General features: G+C 67.1%; 26 protein-coding genes. 23 read left to right on the top strand and 3 right to left on the bottom strand.

Translation table 11 applies throughout. The annotated features are described in order from the left end of the window. Positions 1–308 precede the first annotated feature (308 nt). The 17 genes from rpsJ (at position 309) to ACLBYA_RS03450 (ending at position 14,204) form a co-directional block, all read left to right on the top strand. Positions 309–614: a 30S ribosomal protein S10 gene (gene rpsJ, locus ACLBYA_RS03530; RefSeq protein WP_003883485.1), complete on the top strand. Its 306-nt coding sequence runs from the start codon at positions 309–311 to the stop codon at positions 612–614. Between the two features lie 14 nt (positions 615–628). Further along, positions 629–1,282 carry a 50S ribosomal protein L3 gene (rplC, locus tag ACLBYA_RS03525; protein WP_447707978.1) on the top strand — a complete coding sequence of 218 codons (654 nt, stop codon included), beginning with the start codon at positions 629–631 and terminating at the stop codon, positions 1,280–1,282. Further along, a complete protein-coding gene (gene rplD / locus ACLBYA_RS03520) occupies positions 1,282–1,932 on the top strand; it encodes a 50S ribosomal protein L4 (protein ID WP_447707977.1) in 651 nt (216 codons plus the stop codon). The genes rplC and rplD overlap by 1 nt, the downstream gene beginning before the upstream one ends. Next, a complete protein-coding gene (rplW, locus tag ACLBYA_RS03515) occupies positions 1,932–2,234 on the top strand; it encodes a 50S ribosomal protein L23 (protein WP_024453869.1) in 303 nt (100 codons plus the stop codon). The genes rplD and rplW overlap by 1 nt, the downstream gene beginning before the upstream one ends. A 25-nt stretch (positions 2,235–2,259) precedes the next feature. Continuing rightward, a complete protein-coding gene (rplB, locus tag ACLBYA_RS03510; protein ID WP_335327573.1) occupies positions 2,260–3,096 on the top strand; it encodes a 50S ribosomal protein L2 in 837 nt (278 codons plus the stop codon). A gap of 12 nt (positions 3,097–3,108) precedes the next feature. Beyond that, complete coding sequence (rpsS, locus tag ACLBYA_RS03505) at positions 3,109–3,390, top strand: 30S ribosomal protein S19 (RefSeq protein WP_083055548.1); 282 nt, start codon at positions 3,109–3,111, stop codon at positions 3,388–3,390. Beyond that, the gene (gene rplV, locus ACLBYA_RS03500) at positions 3,390–3,851 is read left to right on the top strand and encodes a 50S ribosomal protein L22 (protein ID WP_447707976.1); all 462 of its coding nucleotides are present in this window, start codon (positions 3,390–3,392) and stop codon (positions 3,849–3,851) included. Before rpsS ends, rplV begins: the two co-directional genes overlap by 1 nt. Beyond that, positions 3,851–4,672, top strand: coding sequence for a 30S ribosomal protein S3 (gene rpsC, locus ACLBYA_RS03495; RefSeq protein WP_447707975.1), 822 nt, complete (start codon positions 3,851–3,853; stop codon positions 4,670–4,672). Before rplV ends, rpsC begins: the two co-directional genes overlap by 1 nt. A 2-nt stretch (positions 4,673–4,674) precedes the next feature. Then, positions 4,675–5,091, top strand: a complete 417-nt coding sequence (gene rplP, locus ACLBYA_RS03490; protein ID WP_447707974.1) for a 50S ribosomal protein L16 — start codon at positions 4,675–4,677, stop codon at positions 5,089–5,091. Beyond that, complete coding sequence (gene rpmC, locus ACLBYA_RS03485; protein WP_023985334.1) at positions 5,091–5,324, top strand: 50S ribosomal protein L29; 234 nt, start codon at positions 5,091–5,093, stop codon at positions 5,322–5,324. The genes rplP and rpmC overlap by 1 nt, the downstream gene beginning before the upstream one ends. 2 nt (positions 5,325–5,326) lie before the next feature. Beyond that, positions 5,327–5,623 (top strand): 30S ribosomal protein S17, encoded by a 297-nt coding sequence (gene rpsQ, locus ACLBYA_RS03480; protein ID WP_019514053.1) that lies wholly within the window; start codon positions 5,327–5,329, stop codon positions 5,621–5,623. Between the two features lie 210 nt (positions 5,624–5,833). Next, on the top strand, positions 5,834–7,351 hold the full coding sequence (locus ACLBYA_RS03475; RefSeq protein WP_447707973.1) for a hypothetical protein: 1,518 nt from the start codon (positions 5,834–5,836) through the stop codon (positions 7,349–7,351). 107 nt (positions 7,352–7,458) lie between these two features. Then, a complete protein-coding gene (locus ACLBYA_RS03470; protein WP_447707972.1) occupies positions 7,459–9,408 on the top strand; it encodes a hypothetical protein in 1,950 nt (649 codons plus the stop codon). Between the two features lie 9 nt (positions 9,409–9,417). After that, on the top strand, positions 9,418–10,911 hold the full coding sequence (locus ACLBYA_RS03465; RefSeq protein ID WP_447707971.1) for a glycosyltransferase: 1,494 nt from the start codon (positions 9,418–9,420) through the stop codon (positions 10,909–10,911). Continuing rightward, positions 10,908–12,572 (top strand): phospholipid carrier-dependent glycosyltransferase, encoded by a 1,665-nt coding sequence (locus ACLBYA_RS03460; RefSeq protein ID WP_447707970.1) that lies wholly within the window; start codon positions 10,908–10,910, stop codon positions 12,570–12,572. Before ACLBYA_RS03465 ends, ACLBYA_RS03460 begins: the two co-directional genes overlap by 4 nt. Positions 12,573–12,666: 94 nt before the next feature. Then, on the top strand, positions 12,667–13,359 hold the full coding sequence (locus tag ACLBYA_RS03455) for a hypothetical protein (RefSeq protein ID WP_447707969.1): 693 nt from the start codon (positions 12,667–12,669) through the stop codon (positions 13,357–13,359). Between the two features lie 35 nt (positions 13,360–13,394). After that, the gene (locus ACLBYA_RS03450; RefSeq protein ID WP_447708220.1) at positions 13,395–14,204 is read left to right on the top strand and encodes a formylglycine-generating enzyme family protein; all 810 of its coding nucleotides are present in this window, start codon (positions 13,395–13,397) and stop codon (positions 14,202–14,204) included. Between the two features lie 2 nt (positions 14,205–14,206). Here ACLBYA_RS03450 and ACLBYA_RS03445 read toward each other — a convergent pair whose 3' ends face one another. Beyond that, entirely contained in the window at positions 14,207–14,896 is a 690-nt protein-coding gene (locus ACLBYA_RS03445; RefSeq protein ID WP_447707968.1) for a YoaK family protein, read from the bottom strand. Next, entirely contained in the window at positions 14,896–16,431 is a 1,536-nt protein-coding gene (locus ACLBYA_RS03440) for a hypothetical protein (protein WP_447707967.1), read from the bottom strand. The genes ACLBYA_RS03445 and ACLBYA_RS03440 overlap by 1 nt, the downstream gene beginning before the upstream one ends. A gap of 365 nt (positions 16,432–16,796) precedes the next feature. Between ACLBYA_RS03440 and ACLBYA_RS03435 the strand changes: the two genes are divergently transcribed. Continuing rightward, a complete protein-coding gene (locus ACLBYA_RS03435) occupies positions 16,797–18,185 on the top strand; it encodes an MFS transporter (RefSeq protein WP_447707966.1) in 1,389 nt (462 codons plus the stop codon). Here ACLBYA_RS03435 and ACLBYA_RS03430 read toward each other — a convergent pair whose 3' ends face one another. Further along, on the bottom strand, positions 18,186–19,856 hold the full coding sequence (locus ACLBYA_RS03430; protein ID WP_447707965.1) for a PucR family transcriptional regulator: 1,671 nt from the start codon (positions 19,854–19,856) through the stop codon (positions 18,186–18,188). It abuts the gene before it with no gap. A 202-nt stretch (positions 19,857–20,058) separates the two neighbouring features. Between ACLBYA_RS03430 and ACLBYA_RS03425 the strand changes: the two genes are divergently transcribed. The 5 genes from ACLBYA_RS03425 to ACLBYA_RS03405 all read left to right on the top strand — a co-directional run bounded on the left by ACLBYA_RS03425 (position 20,059) and on the right by ACLBYA_RS03405 (position 24,525). Beyond that, a complete protein-coding gene (locus ACLBYA_RS03425; RefSeq protein ID WP_447707964.1) occupies positions 20,059–20,511 on the top strand; it encodes a GlcG/HbpS family heme-binding protein in 453 nt (150 codons plus the stop codon). A gap of 162 nt (positions 20,512–20,673) precedes the next feature. Continuing rightward, entirely contained in the window at positions 20,674–21,393 is a 720-nt protein-coding gene (locus ACLBYA_RS03420) for a TenA family transcriptional regulator (protein ID WP_447707963.1), read from the top strand. Positions 21,394–21,456: 63 nt separating this feature from the next. Continuing rightward, complete coding sequence (locus ACLBYA_RS03415; RefSeq protein ID WP_447707962.1) at positions 21,457–21,792, top strand: Rieske (2Fe-2S) protein; 336 nt, start codon at positions 21,457–21,459, stop codon at positions 21,790–21,792. A gap of 61 nt (positions 21,793–21,853) precedes the next feature. Beyond that, entirely contained in the window at positions 21,854–23,077 is a 1,224-nt protein-coding gene (locus tag ACLBYA_RS03410) for an NAD(P)/FAD-dependent oxidoreductase (protein WP_447707961.1), read from the top strand. Further along, positions 23,074–24,525, top strand: a complete 1,452-nt coding sequence (locus tag ACLBYA_RS03405; RefSeq protein ID WP_447707960.1) for an aldehyde dehydrogenase family protein — start codon at positions 23,074–23,076, stop codon at positions 24,523–24,525. The genes ACLBYA_RS03410 and ACLBYA_RS03405 overlap by 4 nt, the downstream gene beginning before the upstream one ends.

The raw sequence follows: 24,525 nt of genomic DNA, 5'->3' as shown, positions 1-24,525 counted from the left end.
TTGGCTGACGCCGCGATCTGAGGCATACTGTTCGGGTTGCCTTGAGCCGGGTTCGCCCGGGCGAGGCATCCGACCGGCGCCCTGGCGGGCGCACCCGGTCCCAAATCGATCGCGACAAATTTGGACGCGGACGATTATGCGCGAAGGCGACACGCCCGAGTGCGGGGGTCGGTGAACCAGAGACAGGTAAACAGCGGCGGCACAGCCAAACGTGTCGCACCGGGATGACCCGGGGCGGCGCGTGTGAACACGGAAGTGTTTCCACGTCACAGACGTGGGAGCCGATTAGTAGTGAAGGTAGGAGAAGCGTGGCGGGACAGAAGATCCGCATCAGGCTCAAGGCCTACGACCATGAGGCGATCGACGCCTCGGCGCGCAAGATCGTCGAGACTGTCACCCGTACGGGCGCCAGCGTGGTTGGCCCGGTGCCGCTGCCGACCGAAAAGAACGTGTACTGCGTCATTCGGTCTCCCCATAAGTACAAGGACTCGCGGGAGCATTTCGAGATGCGTACCCACAAGCGCCTTATCGACATCCTCGACCCGACGCCGAAGACCGTTGACGCCCTGATGCGCATCGATCTGCCGGCCAGCGTCGACGTCAACATCCAGTAGGAGACCCGAGAAAAATGGCTAGAAAAGGCATTTTGGGCACCAAGCTGGGCATGACGCAGGTGTTCGACGAGAACAACAAAGTCGTCCCCGTGACGGTCGTCAAGGCCGGCCCCAATGTGGTGACCCGCATCCGTACCCCCGAGCTCGACGGCTACAGCGCCGTGCAGCTCGCCTACGGCGAGATCAGCCCGCGCAAGGTGAACAAGCCGGTCACCGGTCAGTTCGCCGCCGCCGGTGTGAACCCGCGTCGCCACCTCGCCGAGCTGCGGCTCGACGATGCGGCCGCGGCCGCCGACTACGAGGTCGGCCAGGAGCTGACCGCCGAGATCTTCGCCGACGGCGCGTACGTCGACGTGACCGGCACCAGTAAGGGCAAGGGCTTCGCCGGCACCATGAAGCGGCACGGCTTCTCCGGCCAGGGTGCCGCGCACGGCGCCCAGGCGGTGCACCGTCGCCCCGGCTCGATCGGTGGCTGCGCCACCCCGGGCCGCGTCTTCAAGGGCACCCGCATGTCGGGCCGCATGGGTAGTGACCGTGTCACCACCCAGAACCTGAAAGTGCACAAGGTCGACGCCGAGAACGGCGTCCTGCTGATCAAGGGTGCCGTCCCCGGACGCAATGGTGGACTCGTCGTGGTCCGCACCGCGATCAAACGAGGTGAGAAGTAATGACTCTCAAGATTGACGTCCACACCCCGGACGGCAAGAAGGACGGCTCCGTCGAGCTGCCCGCCGCGCTCTTCGATGCGCCGGCCAATATCGCGCTGCTGCACCAGGTTGTGAACGCGCAGCTGGCCGCCAAGCGGCAGGGCACGCACTCGGCCAAGACGCGCGCCGAGGTGTCCGGTGGTGGCAAGAAGCCGTACCGCCAGAAGGGCACCGGCCGGGCTCGTCAGGGCTCGACCCGCGCGCCGCAGTTCACCGGTGGTGGCGCGGTGCACGCGCCCAAGCCGCGTGACTACAGCCAGCGCACTCCGAAGAAGATGATCGCCGCCGCCACCCGCGGGGCGCTCTCGGACCGGGCGCGCAACGATCGCATCCACGCGATCACCGAGCTGGTTGCCGGCCAGACCCCGTCGACCAAGTCGGCGAAGTCGTTCCTGGCCAGCCTCACCACCAACAAGCAGGTCCTGGTCGTCATCGGGCGTGCCGATGAGGTCAGCGCCAAGAGCGTGCGGAATCTGCCTGGCGTGCATGTCATCTCGCCGGACCAGCTGAACGCGTACGACGTGCTGCACGCCGATGACGTGGTGTTCTCGGTCGAGGCCCTGAACGCCTACATCAGCGCGAACACGAAGAAAGAGGAGGTGTCGGCCTGATGGCTACCGTGACTGATCCTCGCGACATCATCCTGGCCCCGGTCATCTCGGAGAAGTCCTACGGACTGATCGAGGACAACGTGTACACGTTTGTGGTGCACCCGGATTCGAACAAGACGCAGATCAAGATCGCCATCGAGAAGATCTTCTCCGTCAAGGTCGATTCGGTGAACACCGCCAACCGGCAGGGCAAGCGCAAGCGCACCCGCACCGGTTACGGCCAGCGCAAGAGCACCAAGCGCGCGATCGTGACCCTGGCGCCGGGCAGCAAGCCCATCGACCTCTTCGGAGCGCCGGCCTAGAGCCGGCAGGGAGATTTAGAGAATCATGGCAATTCGCAAGTACAAGCCGACGACCCCGGGTCGTCGCGGTTCGAGCGTCTCCGATTTCGCCGAGATCACTCGTTCGACTCCGGAGAAGTCGCTGATCCGTCCGCTGCACAGCACGGGTGGACGTAACGCGCACGGCCGCATCACCACTCGTCACAAGGGTGGCGGCCACAAGCGCGCCTACCGGTTGATCGACTTCCGTCGCCACGACAAGGACGGCGTCAACGCCAAGGTCGCGCACATCGAGTACGACCCCAACCGCACCGCGAACATCGCGCTGCTGCACTACTTGGACGGCGAGAAGCGCTACATCATCGCCCCCAAGGACCTGAAGCAGGGCGACGTCATCGAGCAGGGGCCGAACGCCGATATCAAGCCCGGCAACAACCTGCCGCTGCGCAACATCCCGGCCGGTACCGTCATCCACGCCGTGGAACTGCGGCCCGGTGGCGGCGCCAAGCTGGCCCGCTCCGCCGGTGTCAGCATCCAGTTGCTCGGTAAGGAAGGCACCTACGCCTCGCTGCGTATGCCGTCCGGTGAGATCCGTCGCGTCGACGTGCGCTGCCGCGCCACCGTCGGCGAGGTCGGCAACGCCGAGCAGGCCAACATCAACTGGGGTAAGGCCGGCCGTATGCGGTGGAAGGGCAAGCGCCCGACCGTCCGTGGTGTCGTGATGAACCCGGTCGACCACCCGCACGGCGGTGGTGAGGGTAAGACCTCCGGTGGCCGTCACCCGGTCAGCCCGTGGGGTAAGCCCGAGGGCCGCACTCGCAAGCCGAACAAGGCGAGCGACAAGCTCATCGTCCGTCGCCGGCGCACCGGCAAGAAGCGCTAGGAGTAAATAGCGATGCCACGCAGCCTCAAGAAGGGCCCGTTCGTCGACGACCATCTGCTCAAGAAGGTCGACGCGCAGAACGAGAAGAACAGCAAGCAGGTCATCAAGACCTGGTCGCGCCGGTCCACCATCCTCCCGGACTTCATCGGGCACACCTTCGCCGTCCACGACGGTCGCAAGCACGTGCCGGTGTTCGTGTCCGAGTCGATGGTCGGGCACAAGCTGGGCGAGTTCGCCCCCACCCGCACGTTCAAGGGTCACATCAAGGATGACCGGAAGGCGAAGCGCCGGTAATGACTACGACGATTGAATACCCGTCCGCGACGGCGGTTGCCCGCTTCGTGCGGACCTCGCCGACCAAGGTGCGCCGGGTCATCGACCTGGTGCGCGGCAAGTCCGTGGCCGAGGCGCTGGACATCCTGCGGTGGGCACCGCAGGAGGCCAGCGAGCCCGTCGCCAAGGTGATCGCCAGTGCTGCGGCCAACGCGCAGAACAACAACGGCCTGGACCCGTCGACGCTGGTGGTTGCGACCATCACCGCCGACGAGGGCCCGACCGCCAAGCGCATCCGTCCGCGCGCCCAGGGGCGTGCGTTCCGGATCCGCAAGCGCACCAGCCACATCACCGTGATCGTGGAGAGCCGTCCGCCCAAGCAGAGGAGTGGCGCGTCGGCTTCGACCGCGCGTACCCGTCGCGCACAGGGCAGTAAGGCTGCTGCTGCGAAGGCCACCGATTCGAAGGAGGGCTCGGAGTAGTGGGCCAGAAAATCAACCCGCACGGCTTCCGCCTCGGTATCACCACCGACTGGAAGTCCCGGTGGTACGCCGACAAGCAGTACGCGGACTACGTCAAGGAAGACGTCGCCATCCGCAAGCTGTTGGCCACGGGCCTCGAGCGCGCCGGCATCGCCGACGTCGAGATCGAGCGCACCCGTGACCGGGTCCGCGTCGACATCCACACCGCGCGTCCGGGCATCGTCATCGGTCGCCGTGGCACCGAGGCCGACCGCATCCGCACCGACCTGGAGAAGCTGACCGGCAAGCAGGTCCAGCTGAACATCCTTGAGGTCAAGCAGCCTGAGGCCGTTGCCCAGTTGGTCGCCCAGGGTGTCGCCGAGCAGCTGAGCAACCGTGTGGCCTTCCGCCGCGCGATGCGCAAGGCGATCCAGTCGGCCATGCGCCAGCCCAACGTCAAGGGCATCCGGGTGCAGTGCTCGGGCCGTCTCGGCGGCGCCGAGATGAGCCGTTCGGAGTTCTACCGCGAAGGTCGGGTGCCGCTGCACACGCTGCGTGCCGATATCGACTACGGCCTGTACGAGGCGAAGACCACCTTCGGCCGCATCGGCGTGAAGGTCTGGATCTACAAGGGCGACATCGTCGGTGGCAAGCGTGAGCTGTCCGCCGCCGCGCCGGCCGCCGACCGTCCGCGTCGTGAACGTCCGTCGGGCACCCGTCCGCGCCGCAGTGGTGCCTCGGGCACCACGGCAACGAGCACCGAAGCCGGCCGGGCCGCCACCGATGACACCGCGGGAACCCCGGCAGCAGCTGAGGCTCCCGCAGAGACTACGGAGAGCTAAACATGCTGATTCCCCGCAGGGTCAAGCACCGCAAGCAGCACCACCCCCAACAGCGCGGTATCGCCAGTGGCGGCACCTCGGTCAGCTTCGGCGACTGGGGCATCCAGGCTCTGGAGCACGCCTACATCACCAACCGGCAGATCGAGTCCGCTCGTATCGCCATCAACCGGCACATCAAGCGTGGCGGCAAGGTGTGGATCAACATCTTCCCGGACCGCCCGCTGACCAAGAAGCCCGCCGAGACCCGCATGGGTTCCGGTAAGGGTTCGCCGGAATGGTGGGTCGCCAACGTCAAGCCCGGTCGCGTGTTGTTCGAGATCAGCTTCCCGGACGAGAAGATCGCCCGGGAGGCGCTGACCCGCGCGATCCACAAGTTGCCGATCAAGGCACGCATTATCAGTCGAGAGGAGCAGTTCTGATGGCAGTGGGAGTTTCGCCTGGCGAACTGCGTGAGCTCACCGAAGAGGAGCTCACCACTCGGCTGCGCGAGTCGAAGGAAGAGCTGTTCAACCTGCGCTTCCAGATGGCCACCGGCCAGCTGACAAACAACCGTCGGCTGCGCGTGGTGCGCCAGGAAATCGCACGGGTCTACACCGTGCTGCGTGAACGTGAACTGGGTCTGGCCTCCGGACCCGTTGGTGAGGATTCGTAGAAATGGCAGACACAAAAGGCCCCAACCACACGCCGGCCACCGAGACGCCGCGTGGCCGTCGCAAGACCGCCATCGGCTATGTGGTCAGCGACAAGATGGAAAAGACCATCGTCGTGGAGTTGGAATCGCGTAAGAGCCACCCGCTCTACGGCAAGATCATCCGGACCACGAGCAAGGTCAAGGCCCACGACGAGAACGGTGACGCCGGCATCGGCGACCGCGTCTCGCTGATGGAGACCCGCCCGTTGTCGGCCACCAAGCGCTGGCGTCTGGTCGAGGTGCTCGAAAAGGCCAAGTAAGGTCGAAAAAGATAGCTGAGACCACGTTTCAGCAAATCGACCTGCGAACCCCCGGCCGCGAAAGCGGTTCCGGGGGTTCGTGCGTTTGATCACGTTTGCGTTTGCAAACTCAAGGATTGGCGTTTGCTCGACGCCTGCGTGCCCTACCATCGCCGTCATGCGGGTGGGGACAAAACGGGTGGTGGCCCGCGCGGTGGGGGTGATCCGGTGATGGCCACCGCAACCGAAACGGCCCCGCCCAAACCGTCGAAACCGGCTGCCGCGCTGGCCTGGTACCTGGAGATCAGCCCGGTCTACCGGGTGATCGTTCGCTGGCTGTTGATCGCCGGGTTGACTCTCTTCGCGTTCTGGGACAGCTTCGCCAGCCTGGTGAACACCACCCGGCAGGGTGGTATCGGCGGCTACGTCTGGACGGTGCCGATCGTGTCGGTCCTGGTGGCGGTGAGCGTGGCGCGGCGGAACCGCAACGAGTTGCCTATCCACGACCGCCAGACCGACATCATCGTCGGGATCATGGGCCTCGGGATGGCACTGCTGATCCAGGGTGCGCTGCTGGATCGTTACGCTCTGTACTTCCACGTTCTGCGACTCGACCTGTTGGCGTGCTGGCTCTTCTTGGTCAGTTGTTGTGTCGTGTTGTTCGGCCTCCGACCCGTCATTCGCTTCGCGTGGGTCTGGGCCGTTCTTTCGATGGTCTTCTCCCTGCCGTACTACCTCACCGTCGTGCTGCTGGGGGGAGGGAAGTTCGCCGCCGGCGCCGCCACGCTGCTGGTTGCCGCGCTTGGCACCGGTATCGCAGTGGGACGCAATGCACGTCGCGGGTTATCGGGCTTGCTCGGAGCCTGGGTGGTGGGCTTCGCCGTGCTTCTGACTGTCTGGTTGGTACTCCCGGACGCGCCCATATTGGTGTACCAACAGGTTCCAGCGATTGCGGCGGTCTGCTTGGTGGGTATGACCATGTATCTGAGGGATCGTCGCGGATCGCCGAAGCGATTGCTGGATCGTCGGATCGAACCACTTGCTGCCAAAGAGGTTTGGTGGGGAGTGCCGTTGGTGACGGTGTCTGCGATCGCGCTGTCGCTGTGCCCATTGCCTACTGAGACCACTACCGCACCCATCAGTCGGACCAGTCCCGGTGCGCTGGTGCAGGGCCTGCCGCTGGTGCCACCGGTCGGTTGGACCGTCATCGAGCAGCGCGAGTATCCACAGGTTCGTCGCCTATACGGGAACGACGCTGTGTTGGTGCGCCAGTACATGCTTGCTGAGTCCGGTGATCTGGACTGGGACAAGCTTTCACGGCCGCGTACCGTCGTCGTTGACAGCATCGTCAGTACGCGGCCGTTTTCGTTCGGAACCTATCCGTCGAGGATTCTGTACGGGCTGACCAGCGCGCGGCTCAGTGAAGCCAGGTACCTCGACCTGGATATGGGGGTACAGGGACTCTTACGATCAGTTGTCGACGACGAGCTGCTGGTCACCTGGAACTCGGTGCAATTCGCCTGGGGTGATTCGGATCTGGCGCAGCGCGTCACGGTGTTCGCCGTGGACAACCATGAGGCCACCGCGCCGTTCCCGACCCCGTCGACCAGTGTGGGTTCCAGTATCCGGACGCTCGTCACGTTGTTGTTCCGCGGCAACGCCGTTCTCGACGAGCGCACCCCGGTGTTCAAGGACCAGGAACTCCTTCGTACCTTCACTCGCGGCCTCGTCGCCGCCCAGTTCCGCTGATACGGCAGCATGTTCGTCGGATCCGATGAGGATGACAAGTTGAAAATTCACGTAACGATTTGGACGAAGGTGGTCGTCGGCGGACGGCGGCGCTTAGGCTCTGACAGGTGACCGCGCGCATATTTCCGCTGCTTGCCGCCGTGTTGGTCGTCGGGGGGACCGCGCTGCCCGGTGTCGCATCGGCCGAACCCGAAGCCGATACCTCCCTGGCGAATTCGCCATCTTTGAGCCTTCGTGCACTGGGCGGGGAATCCACAATCGCGCTCTACGGTGTCGAAGGCCTGCAGACAGTGTCCATTCCGGTGCAGCCAGGACTGCTGCCCACGGAATTGGACGCCACGGCATTGTTACCGGTCAACGCCCTCGGCGGCACCATCGAGGTGAGTCAGGACGACCGCATCATCTCGCGGGTTCCGCTGCCCGCGGACCAGACCAGATTCAGCATTCCGTTGGTCGGCGCCCGAGTCGTCGACAATGCCGTCACAGTTTTGCTGCGCAGCTACCTCTCGCTGCCCGACGGCTACTGCGTGTTCGATGCCACCAACCCGTTGCGGCTCACCGATACCGAGGTGCGCTACGCCGGACAGGAATTGGCGCCGAACACGATCGCGGACTTCCTGCCACCGGTGCTACGCAAGTTGACGGTGTTCGTGCCAGCGGATCCGTCACCGGCCGAGGCCGATGCGGCGGTGCGCCTGTCGACGGCAACGGTGGCCCGGTACGGCACCCAGCGCACCGAGGTCGACATCGTCTCCGACGACGGCGGCGCGGTGCCCGCTCCGCAGCCGCTGGAGCGTCAGATCATCGTGCGCGAGGGCGACGACCCGGGTCTGCGCCTGGAGGGGCCCAACAGCGTCCCCGCCCTGCGCATCTCGGGCCCGGCCGGCGACCTGAGCAATCAGGCCCGACTGCTGTCGAGCGATCTGTCCCGGCTGGCGGTGCAGTCGGCCGCCGTCGTCGGGCCGCTGTCGACATCGGCACAGTTACCCACCGATGTCACCAGCATCCGCCTGCTCGGGCAGCCCGGTGTGAACGCGACCGCGCTGGTGAACCCGCGGGTCACCATCCCGCTGGATCAGACCCGGTTCGGCCGGTCGGTGCAGGGGGTGCGCGTGCACCTACAGGGCTCCTACACGCCGCTGCCCGAGAACATCGGTGGCCAGGTGGTCATCAGCGTGGGCGGGGAGGTGCTCGATCGCTGGGCCGCGGAGCCGAGCGGCAGCATCGACCGCTGGGTCGACGTCCCGGACCGGCTGCTGGACCGGTACACCAATCTGGATGTGGCGGTGAACGCGGCGGGCAATACCGGCCGGTGCGGCGAGTTCCAGCCCATCACCTTGACCATCGACGGGGAGAGCCCGGTCCAGAGCACCCTGGCCGATCCGCCGGTGCCGCTGGGATTCCAGGCATTGCCGCAGGCGCTGATGCCGCGAATCGAGGTCGGGATCGGTGATCCGACCGCGGTGGCCTTCGACGACCTGCGCCGCGCGGTGCTGATCCTGACCGGCCTGCAACGGCTCAGCGGACGGCCGTTCGACACTGCGGTGGTGCCGACCGCCGACGCGATCGGCTCGACCAATCCCGCGATCGTGGTGAGCGCCGACGGCTGGAACGACGACCGCGTCCAACTGCCGGTCGACGTCGACGCCTCGGGTGTGATCACCGTCGAGAATGCTGATGGCACAGGGGCTTCCACCACATTGGCGCTCGACCCGATGATCGGGTTCGGATCGCTGCAGACGTTCTATGACGGTGGCCGCACGCTGCTGGTGGCCACCTCGACCAATTCGCCCGGTGAGTTGGACCGACTGCTGCTGTGGCTCGACGGTGATGTGGCGCGTTGGTCGGGCATGCGGGGTAACGCGCTGATCGCGGTGCCGGGGCGTGATGTCATCGCGCTGACGACACTGGAGGCGCAGGCGCCGGCCGCCTCAGCGACGGCCGATCGCAAGATCCTGTACCTGGCGATCAGCGGGGCGGCGCTGCTCGTGGCGCTGGTGGGCGCCGCGGTGTTGGTGCAGCGCACACGGCGATCCGAGCCGTCGGCGACCGGTTAAGCGTCGACCATGAGACTCCGGGCGATCTTCGATGCGCACACCGTCACCGAGGAGGATCGGCAGTACGCGCTGGACATGGCGATCAACGGCCTGCGCGACGATGACCCGAAGGCGTCGGCGTCGAAACCGTTGGTGGGCTGGCAGAAACCCGTGCTGCTCGGCCTGCTGGCCGTCGTCGTCGCACTCGCCATCTGGCGCCCCATGCAGACCGCGGTGCTGCTGATCGGGCTGTGCACGGCCGCGTATCTGCTGACGCTGGCCGACCGGGTGTTGATCTTCCGCCGCGGTCTGGCCTCGCGGCCGATCACCATTCCCGACGATGTGGCCCGCGCCATCCCCGATGACGAGCTGCCGCGCTACACCATCCTGGTGCCGGCCTACAACGAGCCCGAGGTGGTCGCCGACCTGATCGGCGCGATGGACGCCCTGGCGTACCCGCGCGACAAACTTCAGGTGCTGCTGCTGCTGGAGCAGGACGATCAGGTGACCATCGATGCTGCCGAGAAGTGCGGTGAATCCGACGTCATCACCATCCTGCTGGTGCCGCCGGCCGAACCGCGGACCAAACCGAAGGCGTGCAACTACGGTCTGCACTTCTCGACCGGCGATATCGTCACCATCTTCGATGCCGAAGATCTGCCCGAACCGCTGCAGCTGCGCCGCGTGGTCGCCGCCTTCCGCGACCTGCCCGACGATGTGGCGTGTGTGCAGGCGAAACTGGTGTACCACAACGGACATCAGAATCTGTTGACGGCGTGGTTCACCGCCGAGTACGGGCTGTGGTTCGGCTTCCTGCTGCCCGGCATGATGGTCAGCACCTCGCCGATTCCGTTGGGCGGCACGTCGAATCACCTGCGCCGTGACATGCTGGTGGACATCGGCGCCTGGGATCCGTTCAACGTCACCGAGGATGCCGACCTGGGTCTGCGGATCGCCGCGCACGGACTGCACACCGCCGTCATCGACTCCTACACGCTGGAGGAGGCCAACAGCGATCCGATCAACTGGGTGCGGCAGCGATCCCGTTGGTACAAGGGCTATCTGCAGACCTGGTTGGTGCACATCCGGCGACCGTTCAAGCTGTATCGCACGTTGGGGACCCGAAGCTTCGTGCGCTTCACCCTGGTGCTGGCGGGCACCCCGATCATCGCGGTGCTCAACCTGTTGTTCTGGTTCATCACCGTGCTGTGGTTCCTCGGACAGCCCGCGGTGGTGGGCAGCATCTTCCCGCCGATCATCTACTTCCCGGCGCTCATCGCGATGATCATCGGCAACTTCACCGTCATGTACATGAACATGATCGCGCTGCGTGAGGACGACCGTGCCGACCTGCTGCACGCGGCGTTGAGCGTGCCGCTGTTCTGGTTGATGATGAGCATCGCCGCCGCCAAGGGTTGCTATCAGATGATCCGGCAGCCCTCGTTCTGGGAGAAGACCTTCCACGGTCTGGCCGAGAAGCCCGACGAGAAGACCGCGCACGAACAGGCGGTCGGCGCGACGTGACCAACCGCAGGCTGAAGTTCGGCATCTTCTTCGTGACCCTGGCGGTCTACCTCGGGGTCGGCTACTGGTTGCAGGTCCGGCACGGCTTCCTCATGGGCGACACACTGTCGCGGGTGGCGGCCACCCAGGCCGTGCTGTTCAGTCGCGACCCGCACCTGGCCGCGATCGGCTTCATCTTCACCCCGGTGGCGGCGATGGTGCAGATCCCGGCGATCCTGGGCAGCGACATCTGGCCGGACCTGGCCGGGCGGGCGTTCTCGGGCACCCTGATGTCGAGCGCATTCATGGCCGGCGCCGCGGTCCAGATCTTCAGTATGGGTGCCGATCGTGGTCTGCCGCGGACGTATTCGCTGGCCATCACGGTGCTGTTCGCCTTCAACCCGATGATCGTGTTCTACGGCTCCAACGGGATGAGCGAGGCACCGTTCATCTTCTTCACGACCTGGGCCGTGCGCCGGCTCATCATGTGGATGGTCGACGACGACGTGCACCACCTGGTCACCGCGGGTGGTGTGGCGATGGGGTTGGCCTACCTGACCCGCTATGACGCCGCGGCGGCCGTGGCCGCCGCCGGTTTCGTGGTGTTCACCACCACCTGGCTGCGCGCCAGGAAGCCACCGCGGTTCCGGCGAGCCCTGATGGACATGCTGATCGTCAGCGGACCCGGCGCGGCGGCCTTCCTGGGATGGGCGGCGGCGGGTTGGTTGATCACCGGAGAAGCCTTCGCGCAGTTCACCTCCCAATACGGCAACACCGCCATCCTGGAGCAGTCCGGGCAGACCGCCCCCAACTTCGCCGACGGCGTGAGCTTCGCGGCGACCTGCGTCATGCTGCTGGCGCCGACCCTGCTGCCGCTCGCGCTGTGGGCGGTGATGCAGCGCTGGGGCCGGCCGAACTGGCAGCTGCTGATCGTGCCGATCACGCTGTTCGGTGCGGTGCTGGCATTCCAGGCCCTCAGCTATGCGCAGGGCTCGACCTTCCCGTTCCTGCGGTTCTTCATCATCGCCATCCCGATGGCGGCGACACTGGCACTGCTCGGCGTGCCCGACGGCGCGCTGGCCCGCGCGAAACGGCGCGGCCGCTACGCGCCGCCGGTCGTGGTGCCGGACCCGCGACGACGGTCGCCGGCGGGATACGTGGCCGTGGCGGCGACGCTGGCCATCGGTATCCCGGTGACGCTGATCGGGATGGGGCAACCGGATTACGCGCCACAGGAGTACGGCCTGGGCGCGGTGCTGCGGCCCGATCCCGACAACGTGACCGAACAGAAGGCGATCGAGCACCGTATCGCCCGCACGTTCAGCACCGAACGGCGGATCGCCGAGCATCTCGATTCCTTGAACCTGCCCGACAGCGCGGTGATCACCGACACCGTCTACGGGTTCGGTGTGCTGACCGCGACCAGTCGACCGAAGATGTTCGTGATCCCGTCCGACCCCGACTTCACCGAGCTGCTCAACGAGCCGGCGGCCCGGGGCATCAAATATCTGCTCGCGGTGCCGCCCATCGGCCGAGGCACCTCGGATGCGCTGAATCTGCGCTATCCGACGCTGTACGAGACCGGGGCCGAGGTGGCCACCTTGGAACTGGAGATCCCCAACGACGGCGACGGCCAACCGGATTGGCGACTGTACCGGGTCAACGAGCCGACGCAGAGCTGAATTCGGGTCGGCGTCCGGTGCGCCGGACTAAGGTGGTGGTCGACATCTCGGGTGTCCCGCACCGGGACCTCGCACAGGCATTCGCGAAGGATTGATGAGACAGCTTCGGGTGGTGTGTGCGGTGGCGGCGCTGTCCGCTGCCGTCCTGCTCGGTGGGTGTACGCGGGCCAGCGACGGGACGCCGACCGCCGATACCGTCGGCGCCGCCCCGGCGACCACCACCGGGTCGGCGGCGACGCCGGGCACCGGTATCGGGCATCCGGACTTCGGCATCGTCGAGACCAGCACGCCGGTCCCCACCGGGGAGGTCACCTGTTCGCCGGAGCAGCGCCCGGCGGTCGGCATGATGGCCCAGATCGCCGACAGTGTGGCACCGGTGCTGACCATTGCCGTCCCGCCGGGCTGGTCGATGCAGGGCGGCACGGGCGATATCGGCGCACAGTTGACCGGTCCGAACGGGATGACCGCGACGGTGACGATCGTGCCCACCAGCCTGGACCCGCAGCAGGCATTCGCAGAGTATGCCGAGGAACTGACCGGGGATGCCGCGGTCAGCTCGCTGAACGTGCTGCCGGCCCCGCTGTGCGGCTACAGCGGACAGAAGATGACCGGCGCCCGGTCCGACACCCCCGCCGACGCCGTCGAATTCGTCGACCGGGTGGCGCACATACCCACCGCAAGTCGCACCTACCTGGTGTCGGTGCACACCGCTGCACCCTCGCTCACCGGTGAATTCGATACGGCCGCACAACAATTGACCGGTGATTTCGAGGTCAGGATTCCGTGACAGAGCTCGTCGCACTGCCCGGCGGATCATTCGCGATGGGATCGGCACACTTCTACCCGGAGGAGGCACCGGTCCGCACTGTGCACGTCGCACCCTTCGCCATCGAACGCCATCCCGTCACCACCGCCCAGTTCGGGGCCTTCGTCGCCGAGACCGGGTACCGCACCGTCGCCGAACGTCCGATGGACCCGGCGTTGTATCCCGGTGTGGCACCGGCGGATCTGCAGCCCGGCGCCATGGTGTTCCGGCCCACCCCGGGACCGGTCAATCTGCATGACTGGCGGCAGTGGTGGGACTGGGCGCCCGGGGCGAACTGGCGACACCCGTTCGGCCCGGACCGGGACGAGGCCGCGCCCGACCATCCCGTTGTAACGGTCTGCTACGCCGACGCATCGGCATACGCGCAGTGGGCAGGGCGGCGCCTGCCATCCGAAGCGGAGTGGGAGTACGCGGCCCGCGCCGGCGCGGACACCACCTATCCGTGGGGCGAACAGGTGACACCGGATGGCGAGTTGATGGCCAACACCTGGCAGGGGCGGTTCCCCTACAGCAATGACGGCGCCGCCGGCTGGACGGGGACCTCACCGGTCGGGACCTTCCCGCCCAACGCCTTCGGGCTTTTCGACATGATCGGCAATGTCTGGGAGTGGACGTCGAGCGAGTTCACCGGGCGGGTGGCCAACCCGTGCTGCCTGCCGGCCGACGATCCCGGTGTCAGCCAGGCGCTCAAGGGCGGATCACATCTGTGCGCACCGGAGTACTGCCACCGGTACCGCCCGGCCGCGCGGTCCCCGCAGTCCCGCGACACCGCCACCACCCACATCGGGTTCCGCTGTGCGCAGTGACCTCACACGGCGACCAACTCGCGGCGTGGTGACAGCCAACGGTGGCCGGCCAGCGCCACCGCCGCGGTCAGCACCGTCGACAAGGCGAACGGCACCGCCACGTGCAGCCGCAGCAGCAGCGCACCGACCACCGCCCCGGCGAAAATCATGAAGATGGCGCCGAATCGGCGGTTCCACAGGATCCCGCCACCGCGCCGTGTCCAGGTCTCCCCGGCCAGCGAGGCCAGTGTCGAGGTCACCACGACGGTGGTCATATCGGCCACCGCCACCGCGCGGGCCACCATGGCCTGGGAGCCCATCACCGCGGCCGTCGTCGCCGCCATCACGATCTGCATGACCGAACCGGAGTGATCACCCACCGCCACGGCCAGCACCGTCAGGACGGCCAGCGTCACCGCACCCAGTGCCAGCAGCACGGTGACCCGGTGCCGCCACCCCTTCTCGCCGGTGCGCAGTACCAGACCCGCCACGAAGGCCGCCGCGGTGAACGCCGCCAGGGCGATGGCGGGTCCGAGCACCGGCAGGTCGTCCGCACCGGCCACGCCCATTCCCAGGATCACGATGTTGCCGGTCATGTTGCCGGTGAAAACCCGGTCCAGGGCCAGGAATCCGACGGCATCGACGACCCCGGTGACGAAGGTGAGCGTGATGGTCGCGGCCAGGGCGATGCGCGCGGTATCCGGTCTGGCCATCAGAAGACGAGGATGGCGAAGACCGTGGACAGCACCAGGCCCGACATCACCGGGACGAAACACTTGCGGGCCAGGGTGAGCACCGGGACGCGGGCGAACCCGGCGACGGCGATCAGCGAGGACCAGGCCACCAGCGTGCCGCCGCCGGACCAGATGTTGCCCATCTGGCCGATCGCGGCCAGGGTGGCCGGATCCATCCCGGCGGCGGGGCCCAGCGCGCCGGCCAGCGACCCGGTGAGCGGCAGCCCGCTGAAGCCCGAACCGTCAAGACCGGCAACGATTCCCACCAGCAGCACACCGAATCCCAGGACGAACGGGCTGGGGGTGACATGGGACATGGCGGAGCTGATCAGATCGAACAGGAAGGCCGGGCCGGTGGCGTCGGCGCCCATGCCGAGCACCCGTGCCGAGAAGTCGCCGCTGCCGATGAAGAAGAAGCCGGCGATCGGCAGCACGACACCCATGGCCTTGAACGCGAACACCAGCCCGTCGATGATGTGCCGTGACGAACTCTCCAGGAAATCCCGTTTGTCGTTGGTCAGGCAGGCGGCGAACAGCAGCAGCGCCGCGATACCGCCCACGATGCCGGCGGCGTCGCCACCCTGCAACGGCGGCACCATCTCGGTGAACTTGCCCAACAGCAGGTAGCCGATGAAGGCGAAGTACGCGGCGGGGACCAGGATCGCGAAGGTCTTGGCGGCCGCCGTCCGTGGCGGTTCGACGACCTCGACAGCATCGGTACGGGTCAGCGTCGCGGTGCCGCCGGGGCCGGTCGGAACCGGTTCGCGTGATGCGGTTGCGCCACCGGATTCCGGATCGGCCTCGGGCTTACCATCGGTGACACCGAGCTTGTCGGCCTTGTTCTCCCAGGCCAGCAGCAGATCCTGGGACGGCTTCTGCCAGGTGCGGCGCTGCATGACATAGGTGATCAGCAGTGCCACCACACCCACGATGAGCGAGAGCACCAGCGCCTTGTCGGCCACGCTGTCGGGGTCCACCCCCGCCGAGGTGGCGGAGATGCCCGGTGCGACCTTGATGATGTAGTCCGAGGACAGCGCCATGCCCTGACCGCAGATCGCGATCACCATGCCGACCGACAGCGGGCTCAGCCCGGCCCGGATGGCCACCGGGATCAGCACTGCGCCGACCAGCGGCACTGCGGGTGTGGGCCAGAAGAACAGCGAGATCACGTACGTCACGATCGCCAGCACGATGAAACTGCTTGTGCCGGCCCGCATCACCCGTCGGAACGGGGTCACCATCAGCCGGTCGGCGCCCATCTCACGCAGTGCCCCGAGCATGGCGGTGATCAGCGCGATGATCAGGAAGATGTTGAACAGCTCCTGGGCCGCCACCAGACTGGCATTGAAGATCGAGGCCAGCCCGGTCACGATGCTGCCCGAAAAGACCCATGCCGTAAGCAGAGTCGCGACCACCGACGGCACCAGGATGTTCTTGCGCAGCGCCATGGTGAGCAGGATGACGACGATCCCGGCGAGATAGATCCAATGGGCTGCGCTGAGTTGTATGTCCATCGAGAGTCTTTTCACTCACAACTGCTCATGGGCTGTGCAGTTTGATGGGGGGAATGCTCGACCCGTCACCCGGATGGGTCAACGCACAGAGTGCACAACGGTGTGCGCTTGGACCTGTGCAATGTGTTCCGACCTTGTCATCTTGGTGTCGCGGTGTTTCGACGGCGTAAAAATCGCCATCGTGGTGCGCGTTTCGATGCTGTGCGGCGATGATCGGGTGCCGCACGCAATGTGCACCTTATCCGCGTTGACCCGCATTCAGTGGGCACTTTGGCTCGACCGGGCGGTGCATCGCGGTGGCCGGAGGTGAGAGGCTGACAGCGCGGGATGCGCCCGACACCGATCGACCCAGGAACTTCGTTGCCATGACCGACACCGACAGCCGCACCCCCGCCGGACCGACGGTCCCCGACGGGGGAGGTACGCCGCTGGCGCTCGCCGCGCTGTTGTCCGGAACCCTGGTCGGCACGGTGAGCAACAACGTCGTCAACGTGCCGATGCCCGCCATCCTCGCCGATTTCGACGCGCCCCTGGGCAGTGGCGTCTTCGTGGTGGTCGGTTTCCTGCTCACCTTCACCGCGACGATGCCGCTGGTCGGCTGGATCGGGGACCGGTTCGGCCGGCGTCGGGTGTACTGCACGTCGATGGTGGCCACCGCGGTGTGCGCGATCGGCGCGGCGACCGCGCCGTCGCTGGAGTTGCTGATCGCCTGGCGCTGCCTGGGCGGTGCCGCCGCCTCCGCGCTGGGGCCGGCCGTGCTGGGCCTGTTGACCTGGCTGTTCTCCGGAAATCGACGAGGCAGGGCGGTCGGCCTGTGGGCGTCGGTGAACGGGATCGGGCAGGCCATCGGACCGACGATGGGTGGGTTCATCGCCGACGGCTGGGGTTGGCGGTGGGTGTTCGTGCCGTTGGTCCCGGTGGCGCTGGCCGGCCTGATCGGCACGCTGCTGCACATCCCTCGGCATCCCGGAACCCGGATGCGGTTCGACGCGGTCGGCGCCACCGCCCTGACCCTGGGCGCCGGTCTGTTGATCCTGGGGGTCGCGCTCATTCCGCAGCAGGGGCTCTCGGTGCCGGTGGCCGGCGCCGTGCTGCTCGCCGTGGCCATCCTGGTCTTCTTCGTCTGGCACTGCCTGCGGGTGCCCGAACCCTTCGTCGATGTGCGACTGGTGGCCGAGGCACGGTTCGTGCGCAGCACACTGGGCGCGTTCGCCTTCATGTTCAGCATGGGGGCGACCCTGCTCGCGGTGCCGCTGTACCTGGTGGGCACCGGCCGGACCGGGTCGCTGGCCGGCTCGGTGCTGCTGGCCATCCCGGCCTCCATGGTGATCCTGGGGCCACTGGTCGGGCGTTATCTGGACCGGTTCGGGGCGCGCCGGGTGCTGCGCGTCGGGCTGTCGTTGCTGATCGTCGGGCAGGCGCTGCTGGCCGCCGCGGTCGGCGCGCATCTGGTCGACCGGCCCTACGGGCTCAGCGCGCTGATCGCGATCCTGGTGTTGATCGGAGTCGGGACGGCGTTCGTACAGACACCCGCGACCACCGGGGCCACCCGGTCACCGGCCGGCGCGCAGGGCACCGGGCTCGGGTTGTTCAACCTGGTGCGGTTCGGCGGGTCGGCGATGGGTGCGGCGTGGGTCGCGATCGCGCTGGGATTCGGTGAGACGGTCGGCTTCACCCTGGCGTTCGCCATGGTCTCGGCGATCGCGGTGCTCGGCCTGTTGGGCTCGTTCCTGGGGCCCGATCCGACGAACTGATCAGCGGAAGCTGGATTCCCGGTCGACGGCGGCGTGGACCTCGGTGAGCATGTCGAGGCGGATCGCCAGCCATACGGTGAACTGATTGTCGGGCAGCCGGATGTCCAGACCGAGGGCCCGCGACACCCGGTCCAGCTTGGTCAGCATGGTGTTGCGGTGCACGTTCAGCGCCCGCGCAGTGGCGTTCACATTGCCACCGTTGGCCAGATAACCGGTGAGGAACTCGCGCAGGTCGGGACTGGCGCGCAACGGCCCGAGGATGTCGTGGACCAGGGCGCGGCTCTGCTCGGTCTCGGCGACCTCGGCCAACACCGTGAAACTGCGCAGATCCTGATACGACACCGCACCGGTGACACCGAGGCGGCGGGCGATGCCGAGCGCGATCCGGGCCTCGCGGTAGCTGACGGAGACGGCCTGGGCACCGGCCACCGGCCTGCTGTAGGACACCGCGATCGGGGCGCCACGACGGCTCGCCAGCTCGCACGCCATCGCCTCGGCGTAGTGCACCATCTCCTGCCTGCGGGCGCCGTCATCCTGGCCGTGCAGCGAGCGCACCACCACCAGGACGTCACCGAGGACCGTGACATAGGAGCGCACCGCCGGATTCGGGGCCACATTGGCGGCGTAGCGGGCCAGCCGCACCATGCTGGCAGCCGGATTGTCCACGCCCTGCGGAATCGCGCCGGGGGCGACGAAAACACCGAACTGCGAATCGATGTCGATATCGTGGTACTCGGCCCGCGCCCGCATATCGTGCTCGCTGGAGAAGTGACCGTGCACCAGCGCCTGGACAAAATCCCCGCGGGCGCGTTCCTCGGCCTCGTCGACGCTGTGTTGGCGCAGCATCTCTGATCCGATGATCGCGGTCGCCTGTTCGGTGACGATGATGTGCCGAGCCAGATCGTGCGCGCCGGGCTGCGATGCCGGCACCAGCACCACCACCCAGCCCTCGAACGCCTTGCCGAGCCGGATGGCCGTCGAGATGGCCGTCCAGGTGCTGCCGTGCGGATCGGTGAGCTGCTCGACGCGGGTGTCGTGGTGCGCCGACAGCCGCGCCGCCGTCGGCAGATCGACCGTCAACCGCGGCACCATATCGGCGATGAGCACCCCGGCGGCCTCGGCGGCCAGCCCGTTGTGGGCCACGATCTGCCCGCGGGCATCGAGGGCGACGGCGGGGTTACGGGCCAGGTTGGACACCTCGCGGATCAGCAGCGCCAGCCCGGCACCACGGTGGAACAGCCCGGCCAGCGAGGCGTGCACATGCGTTGCGTACCGCATGACGTGCACTTCCTGGCTGAGCGAGCGCTCGGCGAGCAACCGGTTCAGGGCGGTGAAACCGACCGGGAAGGCCATCTCCACGACCACCAGCCCGCCGGGTAACGCGGCGGGGAAGTCGGCGGGTACCGCGCCGTCGACCACCAGGGTGGTGGCGCCGCGCGCGGCCAGTGCGGCGAGTGCACCGGCACTGCCCAGCAGCGCCTCCGGGCGTGCGTAGACCGCGACACCGTCGAGCGCCTCGTGCCGCGACAGCACCTCGGAAAGCGGTAGCACCCAATGTAACTCGCGGTCGGTGTGGTCCTTGCCCGCGATGACGCGGGCACCGGACATCAGCGACTCGTCGAGCAATCCGGCGACGGTCATCCGGTCACCGTGCGGGTGCGTTGAATCCATGTCCCTCACCTGTCTGTCGTGCCGCAGATCTGCGGCACGAGTTCACGATCACACCGGCGACCGCCCTCACCCTATGTGCAGTTTGACCCTGATGTTGCCCTGTTTGCAGACATTGTGACCAAGGCGCCCGCGGATGCGCCCCGGTAGACATTCACCAGGCGCACCGCCAGTCATCGCCGATCAACCACAGGAGCCAGCAGCCATGCACCAGATCTACCGGATCACCCTCGACGACGCCCTGCCCCTGCTCGCCGCCGGCCGCGCGAAGGCCGAGGAGATCGGCGTCAAGCAGACCTTGTGCATCTGTGATGACGGCGGCAACGTGCTTGCCCTGCACCGACTTCCCGGTGCGCGGCTGACCGGTGTCGACATCTCGATCGCCAAGGCGTTCACCGCGGCCGGTCACGAGCGTGCCACCCATCTGTTCAACGAGGCGCCCGACGGGCCGGCCCTGCCTGGTAACGAGGCCTTCGGGATCAGCCACATGCTGCCCGGCAAGTTCGCGGTCTTCGTCGGCGGATTCCCGCTGGTGTTCAACGGCCAGATCGTCGGCGGGGTCGGTATCAGCGGTGGCAACGGTGCACAGGACAAGGCTGTCGGCGCCGCCATCCTGGCCGAGTTCGAAGCACTGACCGCGGCGGTCGCCGCGCGCTGACCTGCGCTGTGCACCTTGACCGGTCGCAACGTCAGATGCCGGTGATGTTGTCCCTGTCGCACACATAAACCCCTGGATAACGTCGTTGCTGCAGAGAGATATTCGCAGCGATGCGTCGTCCTGCAGCCCCCGAACAACCAAGGATCGAAAGGATCGACAACCATGACCGAACTGCTGGGCCGGGACGAGTTCCGTGCCGCACTCGAAGACGCCATCAAGGGCCGCGAGGCCAAGAACGCGTCGTTCTCCAAGGCGTGGGCCGAAGGTCAGCTGGAGCGCCACCACTTCGCCCGGTGGGCCGAGAACCACTTCCACTACGTGGGCCCGTTCGCCGACTACCTGGCCAACATCTACGCCAACACGCCGGACCAGTACACCGGCGCAAAGGATTTCACGCTGCAGAACATGTACGAGGAGGAGCTGGCCGACATCCGGCACACCGACCTGCTGATCAAGTTCGGCGAGGCCTGCGGGACCACCAAGGAGCGCATCGAGGACCCGAACAACATGAACGCCATCACCCGCGGCCTGCAGTCGTGGTGCTACGCGGTATCGCAGCGTGAGCACTTCGTGGTGGCCACCGCCGCGCTGGTGGTGGGGTTGGAGTCTCAGGTGCCCAGCATCTACACCAAGCAGATCGTGCCGCTGCGTGAGGTGTACAAGTTCACCGAGGACGAGATCGAGTTCTTCGATCTGCACATCACCTCCGACGTCGTGCACGGTGAGCGCGGCTACCAGATCGTGCTCGACCACGCCGATACCCCGCAGCTGCAGGAGCGCTGCCTGCAGATGGTGCGCTGGGGTGCCGAGATGCGCTTCTCCTACACCAAGGGCCTCTACGACACCTACGTCGCGCCCGAACTCGAGCCGGCCGGCGTCTGAGTGACTTCGGCGCGCTCACGTCCGCCGGGCGAGCGTGAGCGCGCCGAAATCGCAGGAAAGGGAATGCAGATGTGGATCGCGGTGGCCACCACCAAGGAGCTGGGCAGGCGGCGCAAGTTGCGCGTCGAGATCGACGGCCTCGCCATAGCGCTGTTCCAGACCGAGGGCCGGGTCTACGCCTTCGCCGATCTCTGTGTGCACCAGGACCGTTCACTGTTCAAGGGCACCCTGCTGCACGGCAAGGTGATCTGTCCCGGTCATCAGTGGCAGTTCGATCTGGAGACCGGCTATGAGGCCGACCAGGACCTGTGCCAACCCACCTACCCGGTGCGTGTCGATGACGACGGCACCGTCTATGTCTCGACCGCCGTACGGCAGCAGGAGGTCAGCGCGTCATGAGCGAAGCTTGCGAGCGAATCATTGGACACTCATGCGACATCCGAGCTTGCGAGGAAGTCGCATGACTCCCACCCACGTCCTGATCGGCGCGGGCCAGACCTCCGCGGTGGCCGCCCGCAATCTGCGCAGGCACGGGTTCGACGGCCGCATCGTGCTCGTCGGTGACGAACCGTACGCGCCGTATCAGCGCCCGCCGCTGTCCAAGGAGTTCCTCACCGGCGCCGAGGGAGAGGATTCGCTGTGGATCCTGCCCGAGAAGTGGCGCGAGGCCAATGATGTCGAACTGCTGACCGGGGTTAGCGTCACCCGCGTCGATACCGGCACGCGCACAGTCGAATTCGAGGGCCATAACCCGATCGTCGCCGACAACGTGCTGTTCGCCACCGGTGGCAGCCCGCGCCGGCTGACGGTCCCCGGCCCGCGCCCCGACCTGGTGCATTACCTGCGCACTCTCGACGATGCCAAACGCCTGGCAGCCGTTCTGCACCCCGGTGGCCGGCTGGCCATCATCGGCGCCGGCTTCGTCGGACTGGAATTGGCCGCCACCGCGTCGGCGACCGGTGTGGCCGTCACGGTGCTGGAGACCACGCCGGTGCCGCTGGCCCGCTCCATCGGTGCCGAGATGGGTGCGTTGGTCAGCCAGTGGCACCGCGCCAACGGAATCGACATCCGCACCGGCGCCGCGGTCACCGATGTGCGGACCACCGCCGACGCCGTGTTGATCGGCGACGAGCAGTTCGACGCGCTGGTGATCGGCATCGGCATCACCCCGAACACCGACGTGGCCACCGCTTCGGGGCTGGCGACCGATGACGGCATCCTCGTCGATGCCGCCGGTCGCACCGCCGTGCCGAACATCTACGCGGCAGGCGACGTCGCCCGCCGTTTCTCGGATCGGGCCGGGCGCCACATCCGGGTCGAGCATTTCGACAATGCCAGTCGGCAGGGTGTCGCAGTGGCCGGAGCGATGCTGGGCCGCAACGCAATCAACGACGACCCGCACTGGTTCTGGTCGGATCAGTTCGGTCGCAACATCCAGTGCCTGGGCACCGTGGCCGGCACCCCGGTGATCCGCGGCGACCGCGACGCACTGGATTTCACGGCGTTCTTCTTCGACGGTTCGACACTGTGCGGGGCATTCAGCATCGAACGCGGCGAGGACATCTCGGTGGCCCGTGAGCTGCTGGGCCGCGATGTCGACGCGCGGGTGCTCGGTGACGAGGACGTCGATCTGTGGGACCTGGCCTACGACGACATCGACGACAGCGAAGAGGTATCGGCATGATCGAAGGACACAACTTCATCGGCGGGCAGTGGGTGCCGGCATTGTCCGGAGCCACCTTCACCCGGGCCAATCCCGCCGACCCGACCGATGTCATCGGCACCTTCCCGGACTCGGACGCCGAGGACGTGCGCCGGGCCGTCGACGCACTGGAGCAGGCGGCGCCCGCCTGGGCGGCCACCGCACCCGAACGCCGGGCCGCCATCCTGGAAGCCGCTGCCGCACAGCTGGAATCGCGCAGCGCCGAGCTGATCGGTGAACTCGTCCGCGAAGAGGGCAAGACGCTGACCGAGGCCACCATGGAGGTCAGCCGCACCCCGATGAACCTGCGGTTCTATGCCGCCGAGGCCAACCGGTCCGGTGGGGTGACGCTGCCGGCGGCAGGGTCGACCCTGGTGTACACGCTGCGCGAACCCATCGGCATCGTCGGGGCGATCACCCCGTGGAACTTCCCGCTCAACATCCCGTCCCGCAAGCTGGGTCCCGCACTCGCGGTGGGCAATCCGGTGCTGTTCAAACCGTCCGAGATCACCCCGTTGATGGGGCAGCGCCTCGTCGAGGCGCTGCTGGCCGGTGGTCTGCCACCCGAGGTCATCGCCCTCGTACAGGGCGGAGGCGCGGCGGGTGCGGCGGTGGCCGCCGACGACCGGGTCGGCGCCGTCACCTTCACCGGGTCCACCCCGGTCGGCCGGTCGATCCACGCCCAGATCGGGCCGCACCGCCGGGTGCAGCTGGAAATGGGTGGTAAGAACCCGGTGCTGGTGGCACCGGACGCCGACCCGGAGGCGGCCGCCGCGCTGATCGCCAAGGGCGCGTTCGGGTTGTCCGGGCAGGCCTGCACCGGCACCAGTCGGGTGATCGTCACCGACACCAACCACGATGCGGTGGTCGAGGCGCTGGTGGCCCGCGCAGAGGCGATCAAGGTCGGCCCGGGCGGCGAGCCCGGTATCGACATGGGTGCGCTGGCCAGCGCCGCGCAGTACGACAAGTTCGCCGCGTATGTCGCGGCCGGCATCGCCGACGGCGCCATCCTGCGCTGTGGGGGAGAGGCCGTCACCCCGGGTGGACAACCCGGCGGATTCTTCGTCCGCCCCGCGGTGTTCACCGAGGCCACCGCCGGTATGCGCATCGTCGACGAGGAGGTCTTCGGTCCTCTGGTCGCGGTGCAGCGCGCCACCGATACCGACCATGCGATGGACCTGGCCAATGCCGGGGAGTTCGGGCTGTCGGCGGCCATCGTCACCAACGACCTGACCGTGGCCCAGCAGTTCTCCCGGCGCTCCCGGACCGGCCTGGTGAAGATCAACCAGCCCACCACCGGGATGGCGATGAATGCGCCGTTCGGCGGCTACAAGGCCTCATCGACCGCTACCTTCAAGGAACAGGCGGGTCCGTCGATGATGGAGTTCTACCTCAATGAGAAGACCGTCTACCTGAACCCGGGATTGTGA

The organism is Mycobacterium sp. C31M, from assembly GCF_053345865.1.
Note: the sequence above shows the minus strand (reverse complement) of the source record. Positions and strands in the feature narration are given on the sequence as shown.